18 protein-coding genes are annotated in these 19,143 nt (G+C 64.5%); 5 read left to right on the forward strand and 13 right to left on the reverse strand.

From position 1 onward, the window contains the following. Nucleotides 1-68 precede the first annotated feature (68 nt). The 5 genes from ABG82_RS14155 to ABG82_RS14175 are packed head-to-tail and all read left to right on the forward strand — an operon-like array spanning nt 69 to nt 6,355. Nucleotides 69-1,523 carry a cytochrome ubiquinol oxidase subunit I gene (locus ABG82_RS14155; RefSeq protein WP_043075703.1) on the forward strand — a complete coding sequence of 485 codons (1,455 nt, stop codon included), beginning with the start codon at nt 69-71 and terminating at the stop codon, nt 1,521-1,523. 30 nt (nt 1,524-1,553) lie between these two features. Next, nucleotides 1,554-2,582, forward strand: a complete 1,029-nt coding sequence (gene cydB / locus ABG82_RS14160; RefSeq protein ID WP_043075702.1) for a cytochrome d ubiquinol oxidase subunit II — start codon at nt 1,554-1,556, stop codon at nt 2,580-2,582. Then, nucleotides 2,579-4,249 carry a thiol reductant ABC exporter subunit CydD gene (gene cydD, locus ABG82_RS14165; protein ID WP_043075701.1) on the forward strand — a complete coding sequence of 557 codons (1,671 nt, stop codon included), beginning with the start codon at nt 2,579-2,581 and terminating at the stop codon, nt 4,247-4,249. The genes cydB and cydD overlap by 4 nt, the downstream gene beginning before the upstream one ends. Then, nucleotides 4,233-5,882 carry a thiol reductant ABC exporter subunit CydC gene (cydC, locus tag ABG82_RS14170; RefSeq protein ID WP_043075700.1) on the forward strand — a complete coding sequence of 550 codons (1,650 nt, stop codon included), beginning with the start codon at nt 4,233-4,235 and terminating at the stop codon, nt 5,880-5,882. The genes cydD and cydC overlap by 17 nt, the downstream gene beginning before the upstream one ends. Further along, complete coding sequence (locus ABG82_RS14175; RefSeq protein ID WP_043075699.1) at nt 5,879-6,355, forward strand: DUF4190 domain-containing protein; 477 nt, start codon at nt 5,879-5,881, stop codon at nt 6,353-6,355. The genes cydC and ABG82_RS14175 overlap by 4 nt, the downstream gene beginning before the upstream one ends. Before the next feature lie 4 nt (nt 6,356-6,359). On the opposite strand, the gene ABG82_RS14180 is transcribed toward ABG82_RS14175, so the two are convergent. From ABG82_RS14180 to ABG82_RS14240, 13 genes are all read right to left on the reverse strand, one after another. Next, nucleotides 6,360-8,054: a purine-cytosine permease family protein gene (locus ABG82_RS14180; protein WP_043075698.1), complete on the reverse strand. Its 1,695-nt coding sequence runs from the start codon at nt 8,052-8,054 to the stop codon at nt 6,360-6,362. 56 nt (nt 8,055-8,110) lie between these two features. Further along, nucleotides 8,111-9,520, reverse strand: a complete 1,410-nt coding sequence (locus tag ABG82_RS14185; RefSeq protein WP_043075697.1) for a bifunctional lysylphosphatidylglycerol flippase/synthetase MprF — start codon at nt 9,518-9,520, stop codon at nt 8,111-8,113. 50 nt (nt 9,521-9,570) lie between these two features. Continuing rightward, the gene (locus tag ABG82_RS14190) at nt 9,571-9,756 is read right to left on the reverse strand and encodes a PLD nuclease N-terminal domain-containing protein (RefSeq protein WP_043075696.1); all 186 of its coding nucleotides are present in this window, start codon (nt 9,754-9,756) and stop codon (nt 9,571-9,573) included. Beyond that, on the reverse strand, nt 9,753-10,622 hold the full coding sequence (locus ABG82_RS14195; RefSeq protein ID WP_043075695.1) for an acyl-CoA thioesterase II: 870 nt from the start codon (nt 10,620-10,622) through the stop codon (nt 9,753-9,755). The genes ABG82_RS14190 and ABG82_RS14195 overlap by 4 nt, the downstream gene beginning before the upstream one ends. Before the next feature lie 9 nt (nt 10,623-10,631). Next, on the reverse strand, nt 10,632-12,050 hold the full coding sequence (gene pyk, locus ABG82_RS14200) for a pyruvate kinase (RefSeq protein WP_062826690.1): 1,419 nt from the start codon (nt 12,048-12,050) through the stop codon (nt 10,632-10,634). A gap of 87 nt (nt 12,051-12,137) precedes the next feature. Continuing rightward, nucleotides 12,138-12,452, reverse strand: a complete 315-nt coding sequence (gene sugE / locus ABG82_RS14205) for a quaternary ammonium compound efflux SMR transporter SugE (RefSeq protein WP_043075693.1) — start codon at nt 12,450-12,452, stop codon at nt 12,138-12,140. 83 nt (nt 12,453-12,535) lie between these two features. Continuing rightward, nucleotides 12,536-12,889 carry an NINE protein gene (locus ABG82_RS14210; RefSeq protein ID WP_043075692.1) on the reverse strand — a complete coding sequence of 118 codons (354 nt, stop codon included), beginning with the start codon at nt 12,887-12,889 and terminating at the stop codon, nt 12,536-12,538. Further along, complete coding sequence (gene lgt, locus ABG82_RS14215; RefSeq protein WP_043075691.1) at nt 12,886-13,929, reverse strand: prolipoprotein diacylglyceryl transferase; 1,044 nt, start codon at nt 13,927-13,929, stop codon at nt 12,886-12,888. Before lgt ends, ABG82_RS14210 begins: the two co-directional genes overlap by 4 nt. A 25-nt stretch (nt 13,930-13,954) precedes the next feature. Further along, a complete protein-coding gene (trpA, locus tag ABG82_RS14220) occupies nt 13,955-14,743 on the reverse strand; it encodes a tryptophan synthase subunit alpha (protein WP_043075690.1) in 789 nt (262 codons plus the stop codon). Beyond that, a complete protein-coding gene (trpB, locus tag ABG82_RS14225; protein WP_043075810.1) occupies nt 14,740-15,999 on the reverse strand; it encodes a tryptophan synthase subunit beta in 1,260 nt (419 codons plus the stop codon). Before trpB ends, trpA begins: the two co-directional genes overlap by 4 nt. Before the next feature lie 39 nt (nt 16,000-16,038). Continuing rightward, the gene (trpC, locus tag ABG82_RS14230) at nt 16,039-16,857 is read right to left on the reverse strand and encodes an indole-3-glycerol phosphate synthase TrpC (protein ID WP_043075689.1); all 819 of its coding nucleotides are present in this window, start codon (nt 16,855-16,857) and stop codon (nt 16,039-16,041) included. A 109-nt stretch (nt 16,858-16,966) separates the two neighbouring features. Further along, nucleotides 16,967-17,584 (reverse strand): TIGR02234 family membrane protein, encoded by a 618-nt coding sequence (locus tag ABG82_RS14235; RefSeq protein ID WP_043075688.1) that lies wholly within the window; start codon nt 17,582-17,584, stop codon nt 16,967-16,969. Next, complete coding sequence (locus tag ABG82_RS14240; protein ID WP_043075687.1) at nt 17,577-19,112, reverse strand: anthranilate synthase component I; 1,536 nt, start codon at nt 19,110-19,112, stop codon at nt 17,577-17,579. Before ABG82_RS14240 ends, ABG82_RS14235 begins: the two co-directional genes overlap by 8 nt. Nucleotides 19,113-19,143 lie beyond the last annotated feature (31 nt).

Raw genomic sequence — 19,143 nt, forward strand, 5'->3', positions numbered from 1 at the left:
TAAATGTGGCCCGTATCGCGTTGATCTTGTCCTGCAACTACTACTACGCTGCGTCGTAGGAGGTGGCGATGAACGCCCTGGATGTATCCCGATGGCAGTTCGGTATCACCACCGTGTACCACTTCGTCTTGGTGCCGTTGACCATTGGGCTCGCACCCTTGATCGCCCTCATGCAGACGGCCTGGGTGGTGACCGGAAACAACTCGTGGTATCGACTGACCAAGTTCTTCGGCAAGTTGTTTCTCATCAACTTCGCGCTGGGCGTAGCGACCGGAATCGTGCAGGAATTCCAGTTCGGTATGAACTGGAGCGAGTACTCGCGTTTTGTCGGCGACGTATTCGGCGCTCCCCTGGCGCTGGAAGGCCTGGTCGCCTTCTTCCTGGAATCAACCTTTCTGGGTCTGTGGATATTCGGGTGGACTCGGCTGCCCAAACTGGTTCATCTGGCCTGTATCTGGATGGTAGCCATCGGGGTCAACGCGTCGGCCTTCTTCATTATCGCCGCCAACTCCTTCATGCAGCACCCCGTCGGTGCCGTCTACAACCCCGAGACGGGTCGCGCGGAGCTCACCAGCATCACCGAACTGCTCACCAACAACACGGCATTGGCAGCATTCCCGCACACCGTCGCCGGATCCTTGCTGACCGCCGGCACATTCGTCGCCGGTATCTGCGGATGGTGGATGGTGCGCTCACACAAGCTCGGAACGCTCGACGACGCGCGCACGATGTACCGGCCCGCCGCAATCGGCGGGTGCGCGGTCATGATCCTGGCCGGGGTCGCGTTGGGGGCCACCGGAGATGTTCAGGGCAAGCTGATGTTCCAACAGCAGCCCATGAAGATGGCCTCTGCCGAATCGCTCTGCTTCACCGAGAAGGACCCCAAGTTTTCGGTATTGACGGTGGGCACTCACAACAACTGTGCCAGCGTTATACACGCCATCTCTCTGCCCTATATCCTGCCGTTCCTTGCGGAGAGCAAATTCACCGGCGTCACCCTCCAGGGAGTCGAAAACCTGCAGAAGGAGTACGAGCAGAAGTTCGGTCCGCGCAACTACCGGCCCAATCTGTTTGTGACCTACTGGTCCTTCCGCATGATGATCGGACTTGCCGCCGGGTCAGCCCTGCTGGCATTGGCCGGACTTTGGGTCACCCGCCGCGGGCGGATCCCCAATCAGCGCTGGTTCGCCTGGCTGTCAATCCTGGCCATCCCGACGCCCTTTCTGGCCAACAGCGCCGGGTGGGTGTTCACCGAAATGGGTCGCCAACCGTGGGTGGTAGCACCCAATCCCACGGGGGTGGAACAGATTCGGCTCACGGTCGACATGGCGGTGTCACACCATTCGGCAGCGACGGTCTGGTTGTCACTGATCACCTTCACGCTGCTGTACGGAGCGCTCGGCGTCGTGTGGTTCTGGCTCATCCGCCGCTACACGATTGAAGGCCCCCTCGAGCATGACGCCGAGCCCGCCCCGCCCGCTACCGGCGACGACAGCGTCAAACCACTGTCGTTCGCCTACTGACCCGACCAGGCACGTAAGGAGGTTCCGAACATGAATCCGACCACATTGCAACAGTTCTGGTTCGTCGTCGTGGCGGTGCTTTTCCTGGGGTTCTTGGTACTGGAAGGCTTCGATTTCGGCGTCGGGATGCTGATGCATCCACTTGGGCACGGGGACGATCGCCGGCGGCGCGCCGTACTCAACACGATCGGCCCGGTATGGGACGGCAACGAGGTCTGGCTGATCACCGCCGGTGGCGCCATGTTCGCCGCGTTCCCGCACTGGTACGCGACCGTATTCTCCGGCCTGTACATCCCACTCTTGCTGATCCTCGTGTCCATGATTCTGCGGGTGGTCGCCATCGAATGGCGCGGAAAGATCGACGATCCGCGCTGGCGTGCACGGTGCGATCTCGGGATCGCCATCGGCTCCTGGATACCGGCGCTGCTGTGGGGTGTGGCCTTCTCATCGCTGCTCGCCGGATTGCCCGTGGACCATGCCAAACAGCTCGCCCTGACTGTCGGTGACGTCCTGCGGCCGTACGTGCTACTCGGTGGCGTGGTGTTCGTAGGGGTTTTCGCCTTCCATGGCGCGCTCTTCCTTTCGCTGAAAACCGCTGGAGCGGTCCGCGAAGACGCTGTCGCGCTGGCCCGCAAGCTGGCGGTGCCGGTGATAATTGCTGCCGGCGGCTACGGACTGTGGACACAGCTCGCCTACGGCAAGTCCTGGACATGGATAGCGCTCGCCATCGCCGCGCTGTCATTGGTGGGCGCGGCAGCGGCGTCCCGGGTTTCCCGCGACGGCTGGGCCTTCGCGTGCACCTGTCTGACGGTGGTCTCGGTGGTGGTGTTGCTCTTCGGCTCGCTGTACCCGAATCTGATTGTGTCCAGCCTTGATCCGGCCTACAACCTGACTATCGTCAATGCGTCCTCCAGCCCGTACACGCTCAAGGTGATGAGTTGGGCGGCTGCGGTCACCGCGCCTGTCGTGCTGATCTATCAGGGCTGGACCTACTGGGTGTTTCGTCAGCGCATCTCGGCCGAACAGATTCCCGATCCCGTCGGGCTGCCTGTGCGATGACGAGATCGCGCAGCGCCCCGGTCGATCCCCGACTATGGCGGCGCAGCGCACCAGCCCGCCGGTACCTGATCCTGACGGTGCTGTGCGAGCTGGTGATGACGGCATGCACGCTGCTGATCGCCGTCGTATTGGCCCGCGCCCTCGCGCTGCTGATCACCGACCCCACGGCGCGAGATATCGCGCATATGGGGCAGCCTTTGATCGTTCTGGCCGCACTTTGGGTGCTGCGGGCGGTAGCCCACGGTGTGCAGGTCCGTTTCAGTGAGCGCAGTGCGACAGGTGTCATCGCCGACCTCGACGACCAGCTGCTGTCGACGATCGCTCAGGCACAACCGCGCGATCTGGAACAGCATCGCGATTCGGCCACCGAGGTACTGACCCGCGGCCTCGACGACCTGCGGCCCTACTTCGCCGGGTATCTGCCCGCCCTGCTCAGCGCCACGATCGTGACGCCCGCCGCCGCGGTGCTGATCGCGTTCTCCGATGTCCGATCGGCCGTCATTGTGGCGATAACCCTGCCGCTGATACCGGTGTTCATGATCCTCATCGGTCTTCTCACCCGCGATCGCGCCGAGGCGGCGCTGGACGCGTCGACCGCGGCCACCAGTCAGATTCTCGATCTGGTCGTGGGCATTCCGACATTGCGTGCGTTGGGCCGCACCGCGACACCGTTGCGCCGCATCACCGAACTCGGCGCCGCGCAGCGGCGTTCGGTGATGGCCACGCTGCGTGTGGCATTCCTCTCGGCGATGGTTCTGGAGATGATCGCGACGCTCAGCGTGGCCCTCATCGCGGTGAGTATCGGCATGCGGCTGGTGTTCGGACACCTGGATCTGACCACCGCGTTGACGGTGTTGATCCTGGCACCCGAGGTGTACTGGCCGCTACGCCGGGTCGGCATCCAATTCCACAGCGCCGCCGATGGAACAGCGGCGGCCGACAAGACCTTCCAACTACTCGACGCTCTCACCGCTTCCACACCCACACAGCTCAGCGGAGGAATGCAGGCGCCGGACCGGCCGCGTATCGAACTGGACGCGCTGAGCGTGCCGGATAGAAGTGGTTATGCGCCTTGGGAACTGACGGCAACCGTCCGGCCGGGCGCGGTCACGGTGCTCACCGGGCACAACGGTGCGGGCAAATCCACGGCACTGCATGCGATGGCCGGTCTTACCGCGCCAGCGGCCGGCCGCGTGCTGATAGCCGGGGTGGCACTTGACCGGATCGACCGCGACAGCTGGTGGTCGATGATCGGGTGGATGCCACAGCGCCCGGTGCTGATACCGGGCACGGTGCGCGACAACCTCGAAATCTTTGGGCCGCTGGACGATCTGGACTCGGCTCTCGCCGATAGCCAGTTCGACAAGACGCTGGCGGCCTTGCCGGAGGGAATGGAGACCCACCTTCGCGCCGGTGGCGCCGGCTTGTCACTGGGAGAACGCCAACGGTTGTGCTTGGCCCGGACTCTGGGCACCAATCGGCCGATCCTGCTTCTCGACGAGCCCACCGCGCATCTAGACGCCGATACCGAAGCCGCGGTGCTGGCCGCACTCGTTGCCCGTGCGCGGGCAGGAACAACAGTCGTGCTGGTGGGTCATCGGGCTCCGGTGCTGGCAGCGGCCGACGAAGTCTTTACCGTGCAGGCAAGACATGCCGCCCAGCTCTGATCCATTACGGCACTGGCTGATCGCCTTGCGTGTGCGGCCGGCACGGCTGGCCTTGGCCGTGGCATTCGGGGTGTTGTCCCTGGGCAGCGCGCTGGCTCTCGCCGGGTTATCGGCATGGCTGATCACCCGTGCATGGCAGATGCCACCGGTTCTCGATTTGTCGGTGGCCGTGGTCGCGGTGCGGGCACTGGGCATCTCGCGCGGTATCTGGCGATACTGCGAACGACTTGCCGGCCACGATATCGCGTTACGCGGCGCCGCCACGGTGCGCGCTCATGTGTACGCACGCCTCATCGGCGCTTCTCCGGGGACGCTGCGTAGGGGCGCGATGCTCGATCGGATCGGGGCGGACATCGACGAACTGGCCGACACCGTAGTCCGCAGCGTGATCCCCGCCGCGGTGGCCGCCGTGCTCGGGGTCGCGGCGACGGTGGCGATCGCGCTGATATCGCTGCCCGCCGCAGCTGTCCTGGGCGGCGCACTGTTGATCGCCGATGTCCTGGCGCCAGCACTGGCAGTGCGCGCATCCAGGGCCCGGGAGATCCGCGGCGGCCAGGCGCGCGCCTTGCAGTCCGAGACCGTGGTCCAGATCCTCGACCACGCCCCAGAACTGCGGGTGGGCGGCCTGTTACCGCGTCAGCTTGAACTGGCCCGTCAACGGCGCGGGGAATGGGCGCGGGCACAGGACGCCGCGGCCGCTCCGGCCGCGTGGTCGGCGGTCGCGCCCGCCCTGGCGGTCGGGATCGCCTCGGTGGGAGCACTGGCCTCGGCCGTGGAGTTGGCAGGTCATCTCGCTCCCACCACCCTGGCGATCCTGGTACTGCTGCCGTTGGCGGCATTCGAAGCGTCGACGGCGTTGCCCGGCGCGGCGATCGGCATCGCTCGCTCGCGTGCGTCGGCGTGGCATCTACAGGAGCTGGCCGCAGGCGACGAGGCAGCCGCACCAGCTGATGTGATGCCCAGCACCGAGAATCTCGGGGCCGCTCTCCGATGCGCCGAGCTATGTTGGCGTGCTGGCGATTCCACCTCCGGCCCGCTCACTTTCCAGCTGCCGGCCGGAGCCCGGATGGCGATCACCGGTGCCAGCGGTATCGGCAAGACCTCATTGCTGATGGCCCTCGCCGGACTCGCGCGGCCGGTGTCGGGCAGCGTCCGGGTAGACGACTACGCACTCAGGGACCTCCCTGGTGCTGAACTACCGGGGCTCATCCGGTTTTTCGCCGAGGACGCGCACCTGTTCGCGACCACTGTGCGTGACAACCTCCTCGTCGCGCGTGGTGATGCCACCGATGGCGACGTGATGGACGCGCTGAACATGGTGGGTCTGGGAGGTTGGATCGAGTCGCTGCCGCACGGACTGGACACGGTTTTGGCCGCGGGTGCGGCATCGGTGTCGGGCGGGCAGCGCCGGCGTCTTCTGCTTGCCCGTGCGCTGCTCTCCCGGGTGCCGGTGTTGCTGTTGGATGAACCTACCGAACATCTCGATAGAAACGCTTCGGAGATGTTTCTGCGGGAATTGTTGGACGGCAAGAGCTCCTTGCTGGCCGGGCGGACCGTCGTGGTGGCCACCCATCATCTGCCCGACTCGGTGCCATGCCTTCGCATCCGGCTCGGCGATACAGTGCAGGTATGACGGAAACGCCACCTCCGCCCCCGCCGTTCCCGCCAGCCGGAGGTTACCCGCCGCCCTATCCCTATCCGTACCCATACGGAATGCCCGGAGTGCCCGTTCCCCCACCGAGAAACGGCCTCGGCACTGGCGCGCTGATTCTCGGGATAATTGCCGTCCTGTTGTCATGCACAGTGTTTGGCGGCTTGTTAGGCGGCCTGATAGCGGTTGTCCTCGGGATAGTGGGCCTGCTCAGAGTCAAACGCGCCGAGGCGAACAATCGCGGTGTGGCGATCGCGGGTATCGCACTGGGCGGCCTTGCGATTCTGCTGTCCTCGGCGATTCTCGTTTTCACCCTGGTCTTCATGAAATCAGCCGGCATGACCGACTTCATGACCTGTCTGTCCAACGCCAAGGGCGATCAAGCCAAGGCCACCGTGTGCCAGAACGACTTCGAAAAGCGGATGAACCAGAAGGCCGGCAATCCGAAGCCCTGACCGGCTACGGCCGCGGTGGGTCGGCAGGCAGCACGTGCTCGCCGATCCGGTCGGTGGCCAAACTGAGCGATGAAATGTACTGCGGCTCACCATCTGGGCCCCGCTTCGCCGACGCCAGCATGTCGGGTCGCTCGAACTCGATGCCGCTGACCGCGCACCGGAGCAGCTCCCCGGATGGATTGCCGTACTCGTCGTACATGGGCAGGTCGATACCATCGTCGCTGCGCCGCAAGTAATACCTGCCGCGCGTTGCCACTGCCAGAATCGGTGGCAGTACAAAGGCAATGACCACCGCCACGATCGGTGAGTAGGGACGGATTGCCGCACCGAACACGCCGAAGAAGACCAGGATGGAGATGCCCGCCGATAGCAGCATCGAGACAAATCCAACTGGATTGACGTCGTACAGCATCCCGCGCCGGAACTCCGGCTCCTTGGGTGAGAGTTTGAGGACGTACTTGTTGATCGCGATATCCGAGGCGACCGTGACCACCCATGCCATACCGCAGTTGGCGTAGAACCCGAGGATGGTGTTCAGGAAGTCGAACATGTTGGCTTCCATGAGTACCAGCGCGATGAGCAGGTTGAACAGCACGAAGATCAATCGGCCCGGGTAGTGCTTGGTGATGCGGGTGAATGAATTGGTCCACGCCAGCGACCCCGAATAGGCGTTGGTGACATTGATCTTGATCTGGCTGATCACCACCAGGATCACTGCCAACGTGATCGCGAGCCAGTGCGGCATCATGTTCTGGTAAATCTCCAGGAACTGGTGCACCGGCTGGTTGGCCACCGCTGCCCCACCCGCCACATTGGCGATGAGATACACCGCCAGGAACAGTCCGATGACCTGCTTGATGGCACCGAACAACACCCAGCCGGGTCCCGCCAGCAGCATCGCCGTCCACCAACGGCGGCTGTTCTGGGGGGTTTTCGGTGGCATGAAGCGCAGATAGTCGATCTGCTCGGCGATCTGGGCGATCAACGACAGGCAGACCCCAGCGGCAAGCATGATCGAGCCAAGGTTGACGCCCTGCGCGTCCTTACCGCCATAGGCGAAGAAAGATGCGATGGAGTCAGGATGGCGCACAACGAGATAGACGAACGGGATGACCATCATGACGAGCCATAGCGGGGTGGTCCACACCTGCAGCACCGAGAGCGCCTTCATCCCGTAGATGACCAGCGGAATGATGATGATGGTGGACATCGCATATCCGATGGGTACCGGTACACCGAGCCCAAGTTTGAGCCCCTGCGCCATGATCGACCCTTCGAGGGCGAAGAATATGAACGTGAACGTCGCGTAGATGATGTTGGTGACGATGCTGCCGTAGTATCCGAATCCGCTTCCCCGCGTGATCAAGTCAAGATCGATGTTGTAGCGGGCCGCATAGTAGGACAACGGGATACCGGTCAAAATAATGATGACCGCGAAAACACCGATACCCCACAGGGCGTTTCCGGTGCCGTAGGAGATGCCGATGTTGGCGCCGATCGCGAAATCGGCCAGGTATGCGATACCACCCAGCGCGGTCACGCCAACCACGGCAGGGCTCCAGCGCCGAAAACGCCTGGGCGCGAAGCGGAGTGTGTAATCCTCCAACGTCTCTCGCAGAGCCGCGCTCTCGGAGGCGTCATGGCTGGACGGAGCAGACGAAACGGGTGCGGATGCAGTCGTATCGAGAGTGTCGGTCACGCGGACAGCCTGTCCACTGCCCAATTCGTGCGCGTTTTCCCGACGTTAATGTCCTGTTACGCGGCAGGTCGCGCAGGTGCGCTGGGCCGCAATCGCGGTGCGAATTCCAGGCTGAGTAACGCGAATGCCACCAGCGGAACTGCCGACATCTGCACGAGGACGTACCGCCGATCCCCGAGCGCGTGGAACTTACGCAGATAGCGGTACAAGGACTCCAGCGCGATCAGCGGATCGAGCACATGAATGGCCGAGTAGCACAGCCGGTGCCACCGGGTGCGCTCCTTCTCGGCGAAAATCTCGGGGAACGCCGCGAACGCGAGCGACAACCGGCGCGTCCCGTCCGACTTCGCACGGGCGATCATGTCGATCGTGAGCCGCTCATCGATCCCGTTGGGCGCGCCGGGGCGCCGCCACGGGACGTCGAGAGACACGTCGGCGCCGCCGCCGGACGTGGCGTACCGATGAAATCCCTGCACCATGCCCAGATCGTCCCGGGCGATGATGAGCCGGATGCCGGGATAGCGACCGAGCAATGCCCCGTCGAGGATCATCGAAAACCCCCGCTCGAAGCGGCCGCCATGCGAAAGCTCCATCACCTCCCGCAGCTCCGCACGCGTGGCACTGTCAAGAGTGCGCTCGTCGACGATCTCCGTCGTCATTCCCGCGTTATGGGTGCGCTGTACGCCCTGGCGAAGGTTCCGGTACTTTCGTCCGACGAGGTCAAAGGTCTGTACATCCACGACGACATCACGGCCGACGGCCACGGCGTGCAGGTGGTGCCCGATCTCCCGGGCGTCGCTCCACAGCGGTAGGCACCGCTCACCGCATCCGAGTATCGCGATGCGCCAACCGTGTGAACGACACATGGCCGCGAAGTCCCCGATCAGCGCCGGGAACCGAGATTCATCACCGATCGGGTCGCCGCCGACCACAGCAAATCCCCCGCGGGTCCGGTAGGCGACGGCCGCGGTGCGGTCCGCGCTGAAGTAGTAGGACTTGCGCGAATGCATGGCGAACACCGCCAGCGGATCGTCGCGGGTCGCCGCGACCAGGGCACACACCTCGGCCAGCGCCTCCGGCTGGGCCCGTGCCGACGTCGGCCACATCAGGATGAGACCCGAGGCCACAACCAGTACGTCGCCGGTGCGTTCGAACTGCAGCACACTGGCGGCCAACGCGGTCAGCACGGCGACCGCCGCCCATGCCGCGTGTCCGTAGGTGACCGGTCTGCCGAGGAAGATGCCCCGCGCGATGAATCCGACGCAGAGCAGAACGGTGAGAGGCCAGAGGATTTCATCGAAATCGGGGTGTCTGAGGTATCCGGCATGGGCGACCAAAAGCACCAGCCAACCCGCCACGAAGAGCACGGCGGCGGCACTCAAGAAACGAGCGGATCGCGAATCACTATGAACCGCAACACGTTCAGCGATGCGCACATGGGTGGTTGTCGCTGATGGTTCTAACATTCAGCCACCTCCCCTGGTGCTCACATCCAAGCTCCAGGATACGCCCGGAACTACCAGCGATCGGTGGGATCGCTCTTCCCGATGGCAAACCACAATATGGGGCCGAAGACCGGGAAGACGAGCACGATGATGGCCCACGGGAGCTTCTCGCCGTTGGGCTTGGCTGGATCCTTGATGATGGAAATGATGGTGATAACGGTGAGAACCAGCACCAGCAGAGAAAGAATACGAATCATGACCGCCCCGGGAAGTATTTGATGATGCCTTCCTGGATAGTACTGGCCAGCAACATCCCAGTGCGATCGAAGTAGCGGCCCGCGCCCATTCCGCGTCCCGCCGAGGCCACCGGCGACTCCGTGGCGTAGAGCACCCAGTCGTCGAACCGAAGCGGGCGGTGAAACCACACGCTGTGGTTGATCGTCGCGGCGAAGATCCGGTCGTATCCCCAGGACAGACCGTGCGTGGTGATGATCGAGTCCAGCACCGTGGTGTCCGAGGAGTAGACCAGTGCGGCACTGTGTAGCACCGGATCATCGGGCAGGTTCGCATGGGTCTTCATCCAAACCCGATTATGTTGCAACCGTTCAGATTTGGCCTTCAGAACCCATGCCGGATCGTTGTCGTACCGCCATTCGATGGGCTTGAGCGCGGCCACGAACATCGGCACGGTCTCCTCGTAGCCGACCAGGTGCTCGTCGATGGACGGCAGCGTCTCCGGATCGGCCACCGCCGGTGCCGTCACCGCGTGTTCCAGTCCCGGCGAATCCTTGAGATAGGACACCAACGCCGAAGACAGCAACAATTCACCCTGGACGGCGTCCACTCGCCGATTGGCGAAACTCCGCTCGTCCCGCAACCGCTGCACCCGGAACTCGATGTCCTGTTCGGGGTCGCCACCGTTGATGAAATGCGTCGAGATCGCCGCCAGCGAGAGTCTGTCCGACACGGTACGCCCGGACGCCACCACCGACTGGGCCATCAACTGCCCGCCGAAGGTGCGCGGTGGATTCACGGTCGGATGCCCGCCGACAAAGACGTCCGTCTCGGGATTCTTCAGTTCCAGCAGCGCAAGAAGCTGTTCAAAGTCCGGTGCGTTGCTGATGCTGAACTCCTAGTGGTCGTCCTCGCCGATCCGGTGCACGTGGATCAGATTGGTCGAGCCTACTGTTCCCGGCGGCGCGCCCGCGACGATCACCACGAGATCGCCCCGCTGATAGCGCTCCATCGCCAGCAATGCCGTGTCCACCTGTTGGATCATGCCGTCAGTGGTTTCCATGACCGGGACGATGAAGGTCTCGGTGCCCCAGGTGAGCGCCAGCTGACTGCGCACCTCGGGCAACGGAGTGAACGCCAGCACCGGCAGTGGAGTGTGCAGCCGGGCCAGCCTGCGGACCGTATCGCCGGACTGCGTGAACGCGACGAGAGCCTTGGCGTTGAGACGCTCGCCGATATCGCGCGCCGCATACGAGATGACGCCACGTTTGGTGCGCGGAACATGTGTCAGCGGGGGCGCGCTCACCGAGTGGCTTTCCACCGCCGAGACGATGCGGGCCATGGTGCGTACCGCCTCCAGCGGATACTTGCCCACTGACGTCTCTCCCGACAACATCACGGCGTCGGCACCATCCAGCACGGCATTGGCGACATCGGATGCCTCGGCGCGGGTGGGCCGCGAATTCTCGATCATCGACTCGAGCATCTGGGTTGCCACGATGACCGGGCGAGCGTTTTCCCGGGCGATCTGGATGGCCCGCTTCTGGACAATCGGCACATCCTCGAGCGGCAGTTCCACACCGAGGTCACCGCGGGCGACCATGATCGCGTCGAAGGCCAGCACGATCGCCTCGAGATTGGCAACGGCCTCGGGCTTCTCCAGCTTGGCGATCACCGGCACGCGGCGCCCGACGCGGTCCATCACGGCATGCACCAGCTCGACATCGCTGGGTGAGCGCACAAACGAGAGCGCGATGAGGTCGACCCCGAGGCGCAGCGCGAACTCAAGGTCAGCGATGTCTTTTTCGGACAACGCCGGCACGGAGACGTTCATCCCGGGCAGTGACAGCCCCTTGTTGTTGCTGACCGGCCCTCCCTCGGTAACCCGGCAAACGACGTCGTCACCTTCGATGGCTTCTACGGTCAAGCCGACCTTGCCGTCGTCCACCAGGAGCCTGTCGCCCACCGCCGCGTCGGCCGCCAACTGCTTGTACGTGGTGGAAACCCGATCGGGGGTGCCCACCACGTCCTCGACGGTGATGCGCACCAGTTCGCCCGTCGCCCAGTGAGCGGATCCAGTGGCGAACCGACCCAGCCTGATCTTGGGCCCCTGCAGATCGGCGAGGACACCCACCGCGCGCCCGGAATCGTCTGATGCCCGACGTACCCAGCGATAGTTCTGCTCGTGATCGGCGTGCTCGCCATGGCTGAAGTTCAGCCGCGCCACGTCCATGCCCGCTTCGACGAGCGCATGTACAAGCTCAGCTGAACCGGTCGCAGGGCCGAGGGTACAAACAATCTTTCCGCGTCTCGTCACGGCTTTTGAGCATAGTCGGGGTGATACCTACTCACGAGTCGGCGCGAGCACGATTCATCCGCCGGTTACCTTGGCCGGTTTGCGTTGTCAGGAAGCCAATTTCAGGCCGATGATGCCGGCCACGATCAACCCCAAGCTGATCAGACGCCAGATGTTCGCCGAGTCGCCGAACAGCACAATGCCCAGAATCGCTGTGCCCACGGCCCCGACGCCCACCCAGATCGCGTATGCGGTACCCACCGGCAGGCTTTTCATGGCAATGCCGAGCAGCGCGATGCTGATGATCATTGATCCGACGGTGCCGACCGTGGGCCACAGTCGCGTGAAACCCTCGGTGTACTTGAGGCCGATTGCCCAACCCACTTCGAGCAGTCCCGCGAGAACCAGGACGAACCACACCATGAGAAATACCTCCGTATTCGGTGAGGCCGTCCCCTGGCGAAGAAATAACCGGGTCGTCCCGGTCATACCAATTCTGGCACACCTCAATCCCGAAGCTGGCGACCAGCCTTATCGCTGACCTTGCCACCGAAGATCAGGACCGCGTCGACGATGGCCCAAATGACCGCGACGATCCCGAAGGTCACAAAACCGACCAGCAGCTGAACAACGCCCAGCAGGGTCTGGCCCAGATAGATTCGCCCGAAACCCAGAAATCCGACCAGGCCCAGCAATTGCAGCAAGCCCGCGACCAGCTTCGACTTATCCGAATACGGTGCGCCGGTGGCCGGATCGCGCCCGTAAGGAGCCGAGGGATCGACATACGGAGGCGGATAAGGGATGCCGGGCGGAGGTACCGGCGGAGGCGTTCCGAAGGGAGGCGGAGTGCTCTCGGTCATTTCTCCACAATGCCAGAATTCTCGGCCTGTTCGCCCGGAGCGTCGTCCTGGAGATCCTTGGTGCTGCTTTCGTCGGTGATCTCGGCCGTTTCGCCGGCTTTCCCGACAACGGTGGTCTCCGTGGAATCTTCCGTGGCCTCGTCCTGTGCTTCCTCGGCTGTCGACTGGGCCGCCGTGCCGGCGAGGCTTGCCGGATCCTCGCGCCCCTTGGGCGCCAGCAGGATGTAGGCGACTGCGCCGAGGAACACCAGCGTTGAGGTGAACGAGTTGACCCGAATTCCCCCGAACTGAGTGGCCGGATCCACGCGCATCAACTCGACCCAGAAGCGTCCTACGCAATATGCCGCGACATACATCGCGAACAGGCGCCCATGCCCAATCTTGAAGCGGCGGTCGACGACGATGAGAAGTGCGAAAACCAGGACGTTCCACAACAATTCGTAAAGGAAAGTCGGATGAACAACCTGGGCCACCTCACCGGTGGACACACCATTGAGGTTCAGCACGTCGACCGTGCCGTCGGCCGAACGGCGGTAGAACAGCTCCAGCCCCCACGGCAGTGTGGTCGGACCACCGGTGAGTTCCTGATTGAAGTAGTTACCCAGCCTGCCGATCGCCTGGGCCAGCACGATGCCCGGCGCGATCGCGTCGGCGAAGGCAGGAAGGGGAATTCCCCGGCGTCGGCATGCGATCCAGGCACCTACCCCGCCCAGGGCCACAGCACCCCAGATGCCCAGGCCACCCTCCCAGACCGCGATGGCCTTGCCGAGTCCCTTGCCGTGCGGGCCGAAGTAGGTCTGCCAGTCCGTCATCACGTGGTAGAGCCGGCCCCCGACCAAGCCGAAAGGTACCGCCCACAGCGCGATGTCGTAGATGACTCCGCGTTCGCCGCCTCGCTGTTCCCACCGGCGATCGCCGATAACCAGTGCGGCGATGATGCCCGCGATGATGCACAGTGCGTAGGCGCGGATCGGAATCGGTCCGAGGTGCCACACCCCTTGGGGCGGACTGGGGATGTATGCCAGATTAACGACAGTCACAGTGCACTACCTGTCCTCCCTGAGCTCATGCCCTTCGGACTCCAGTGGCCAATTCTTCGGCCAGAGTACGTACGGCGGCGGGGCCGCCGGGGGCCGCCGCCACCAGCGCCGAGCCGACGATGACGCCGTCGGCGTATGCCGCGATCTCTGCGGCTTGGGCGCCGGATCGCACGCCAAGGCCCACCCCCACCGCGATGTCGGACACCTCGCGGACCCGGCGGACCAGGGCCGGTGCCGCATTGGACACCGCATCGCGCGCACCGGTCACGCCCATGGTGGACGCCGCGTAGACGAATCCGCGGCAGGCACCGATCGTCTTCTCCAGCCTTTCGGGCGTCGAAGAGGGCGCGACCAGGAAGATGCGGTCCAGATCATGAGCGTCAGACGCGGCCATCCAGTCCTCGGCCTCGTCCGGGATCAGATCGGGCGTGATGATGCCAAGGCCGCCCGCGGCGGCCAGGTCACGCGCGAAAGCATCGACGCCGTAGCGCAGCACCGGATTCCAGTACGACATGACCACGGCGTGACCGCCCGCTTCGGTGATCGCGCGGACCGTGGTGAACACGTCGGCTACCCGCACTCCGTTGCTGAGCGCGGTTTCCGCGGCGGCCGCGATCATCGGGCCGTCCATCATCGGATCGGAGTAGGCGATCCCGACTTCGATGATGTCGCACCCACCACGCACCAGGGTGGTCATGAGTTCGATCGAGGTATCCAGGTCCGGGTATCCGTTGGGCAGGTAACCGATCAACGCGGCGCGTTCCTCGGCGCGGCACTTGTCGAAGACCTCGGTGAGACGGCCGGGTTGTGTCATGACTGGCTGCTGTCCTTGTCGAAAAGGTCAAACCACTTGGCGGCTGTCTCGACGTCCTTGTCGCCACGTCCCGACAGATTCACCACGATGACCGCACCCTCACCCAGTTCGCTCCCGAGTCGCAGTGCGCCGGCGACGGCATGTGCCGACTCGATCGCGGGAATGATGCCTTCGGTGCGGGAGAGCAACAGGAACGCGTCCATCGCCTCACTGTCGGTGACGGGGCGGTAATCCGCACGTCCGGTTTCCCGCAACCACGCGTGTTCGGGGCCTACGCCCGGATAGTCCAGACCGGCTGAGATCGAATGGGATTCGATGGTCTGACCGTCGTCGTCCTGCAACAAGTAGGAGTACGAGCCCTGGAAAGCGCCCGGGGTGCCGCCGGTGAATGTAGCTGCGTGCCTACCGGTTTCGACTCCGTCGCCCGCGGCCTCGTATCCCACCAGTCGCACCGCGGGATCGTCGATGAAGGCGTGGAAGATGCCGATCGCGTTCGAGCCACCGCCGACGCAGGCCACTACCGCATCCGGCAATCTGCCCACCTGATCGAGAACCTGGGCCCGCGCCTCCATGCCGATGATGCGCTGGAAATCGCGGACCATCACCGGGAAGGGATGCGGTCCCGCGGCGGTACCGAAGCAGTAGTAGGTGTTGTGCGCATTGGTCACCCAATCGCGCATCGCGTCATTGATGGCGTCTTTGAGGGTTTTGGACCCCGATTCCACCGACACCACCGTCGAACCCAGTAGCCGCATCCGTGCGACGTTGAGCGCCTGCCGCGCGGTGTCGACGGCGCCCATGTAAATCACGCACTCCAAGCCGAGTAACGCGCACGCGGTGGCCGTCGCCACGCCGTGCTGTCCGGCGCCGGTTTCCGCGATGACGCGCGTCTTGCCCATCTTCTTGGCCAGCAGAACCTGTCCCAGAACATTGTTGATCTTGTGGGAACCGGTGTGGTTCAGGTCTTCTCGCTTGAGCAGAATGCGCGCACCGCCGGCGTGGGCGCGCAGCCTGTCGGCCTCGTACAGCGGAGAGGGGCGTCCCACATAGTGCGTCTGCAAACGATCAAGCTCGGCGAGGAACGACTGGTCAGATCGGATCTTCTCGTATGCGGCGGTCACTTCCTCGATGACGGCCATCAGGGCCTCGGCCACATAGCGGCCACCGTATGGACCGAAATGCCCACGAATATCGGGGTCGTGCGGAGTGGACTCGGCGATCGCCGCGCTCATCTGCGGCAGGCCGGCGTTCTTCATGTTGGATGAGCCGCCGGCGTGAAGGCTGTCGGGCATCGTCTAGCGAGCCGGTTTGGGGCAGGACGGATGCGTGCCCGCGGTCACCAGATCGGCGACGGCTCCACGCGGATCGCCGCTGGTGACCAGGCCCTCACCCACCAGCACGGCATCGGCGCCGGCTCCGGCATAGGCGAGCAGGTCGGCCGTACCGCGAATGCCTGACTCGGCGATACGGATGATGCCACTGGGCAGTCCAGGGGCGATACGCGAGAAGCAATCCCGATCGATCTCAAGAGTTTTCAGATCGCGTGCGTTCACGCCGATGACCGACGCGCCAGCGGACAGGGCCCTGTCCGCCTCTTCCTCGGTATGCACTTCCACCAACGCGGTCATGCCCAGCGATTCGGTGCGATCCAGCAGCGACACCAGCGCCGTCTGTTCGAGCGCCGCCACGATCAACAGGATCAGGTCGGCGCCATGCGCGCGCGCCTCATGAATCTGATACGGGCTGATCACAAAGTCCTTGCGCAGCACGGGAACAGACACCGCCGCACGTACCGAGTCCAGGTCCTCGAGGCTTCCGTTGAACCGGCGCCCCTCGGTCAGCACGCTGATGATGCGTGCTCCCCCGTCCTCGTAGGCCTTGGCAAGTTCGGCGGGATCGCTGATATCTGCCAGCGCGCCACGCGACGGACTGGCCCGCTTGACCTCGGCGATGACGGCGATACCGGGCTCGCGCAGGGCGGCCATCACATCGAGCGGCTTGGGCGCGGCCTTGGCTGCGGCTTTCACGGTGGCGAGATCGACAACGGCTTCGCGAGCCGCGACATCGGCGCGCACGCCATCGAGGATCGAATCGAGTACGGTTCCCGAACTCATGACCTCGACGATTCCCTTCTTGCGGCGCCCCCGCGCCTGCGCACTCGAACTTCACAGAAGGGTAGCCGTTGTGGGCCCGGACAAGAAAACCGGGTCACATCGAACCGCGCTACAGCTGGGCGGGACCGACGGTCGGGTCGTGCCCGTCATCGAGGCTGTCCCACATCACCCGCTCGCTCTGCTTCTTGTCGGCGGGATTCACGGCCTCAGATCGTCGTGCCGCCGGGGTCTGGTACTTGGAGGCCGATGCGCCCCGCGCGCCCCGCAGCAGCGTGATGGCGGCCAGCACCGACACAATGGCGGCGATCAGTGCGATGCTGGCGCCGCCCGAGATCCGGTCGGCTCCGACGAGGGTCGATACCGCGACATTCTTGACCTCAGCGGCCCGCAGGCCCATATCGCGAACCGTCCACAAACTGATGCCGAGGTAAGCCGCGGCGGCGCCGATGACCGCCACCAGTACGGCCAAGACACGCAGCGCCCAGCCGCGGACCGCGAGGGTGGCGATGGCCGCGGCCATCAACGCGACGGCCAGCGGCACCAGCGCCGCGGACCACTGGGCACCGGAAACCAGCAGTGTTTTCGGTTCACCGAGTCCGTCGAAGGAATGCAACCGGACCCAGGTGCACTTCGAGGCCACCCACAGCCCACCCGCCGCGACCACGAGCAGCCCGGCACCCGCGAGTAATTGCCTGCGCCCCGGACTCGGCGGGGCGGGGTCAGACATCCGCGGCGCCAGTGAGGGTTTCGGCAGCGGCTATGGCATTGAGCACCGCGGTCGCCTTGTTTCGCGCCTCGTTGTACTCGTATTCGCCTGTCGAGTCCGCGACCACACCGCCGCCGGCCTGCACGTAAGCGCGGCCGTCCTTGAAGAGGGCAGTTCGGATCGCGATGGCGAAATCGGCATTGCCGGCGAAGTCCAGATACCCCAACACCCCGCCGTACAAACCTCGTCGAGTGAGCTCGACCTCTTCGATCAGTTCCATGGCGCGCACCTTCGGCGCCCCCGACAGCGTGCCCGCCGGGAAGCACGCGGTAATGGCATCCAGTGCCGTCTTGCCGTCGGCGAGCGATCCGGAGACCGTCGACACCAGGTGCATGACGTGGCTGTACCGCTCGATGTGGCTGTAATCGCTGACCTTGACGGTGCCCGGGGTGCACACCCGGCCGAGATCGTTTCGGCCGAGATCCACCAGCATCAGATGCTCGGAGAGCTCCTTTTCGTCGGCCAGCAGATCCTTGGCGAGCAAGATGTCTTCCTCGTCGGTGGCGCCGCGCCAGCGTGTGCCCGCGATCGGGTGGGTGGTCGCCACCCCGTCCTTCACGGTGACGAGCGCCTCCGGGCTGGATCCGACGATAGAAAAAGCCGTTCCGCCAGCCGAGTCCGGTGCGTGCAGAAGGTACATATAAGGACTGGGATTGGTGACGCGCAGGATTCGATACACCTCGAGCGGATCGACATCGGTCTCCATCTCGAAGCGCATGCTCGGCACGACCTGAAAGGCCTCGCCGGCTTCGATATCACCGACCAGCTTGTCCACGATGGCGCTGTACTCCTGCACCGTCCGCTGGCTGCGATAGGTGGGTGCCGGCCGGTCGAAATGGGCGACGGTGGAAGGCAGCGGTTGACTCAGGGCCGCCGTCATCACATCGAGCCGTGCGACGGCGCCGTCATAGGCCTCGGCGACGCGCTCGGGGGTGTCGTCCCAGTTGACGGCGTTGGCGATGAGCGTGATGGTGCCCTCGTGGTGGTCGACCGCCGCCATATCGGTCGCGAGCAGCAGCAACAGATCCGGAAGTCCGAGGTCATCGGTGGCGAGTTCGGGAAGCTTCTCCAGTCGCCGGACGATGTCGTAGGCGAGAAATCCGACCATGCCGCCGGACAAGGGTGGCAGGCCCGCGAGGGACTCACCGGCCAGCAGGTCCATGGTGGCGCGCAGCGCGTCGAGCGGATCGCCACCGACGGGAGCGCCCTCCGGCGTTGCGCCCAACCATGCCGCATGACCGTCGCGCACCGTCAGCGCCGACGGCGATCCCGCACCGATGAAAGACCACCGTGACCAGGAACGGCCGTTCTCGGCCGACTCGAGCAGGAAGGTGCCCGGCCGGTTCGCGCCCAGTTTCCGATACGCGGACAACGGAGTCTCACTGTCCGCCAATACCTTTCGAGTCACCGGTACAACCCGGTGCACCGCCGCCAGGGCGTTGAATTCCTCCCTGGTCGTGGTGGCGGCGCCGCCGACGGTGCTATGCATGGGGCCATTCTCCCAGACCGGCGCCAGGCGA

It is taken from the genome of Mycobacteroides immunogenum (genome assembly GCF_001605725.1).
Taxonomy (GTDB): Bacteria; Actinomycetota; Actinomycetes; order Mycobacteriales; family Mycobacteriaceae; genus Mycobacterium; species Mycobacterium immunogenum.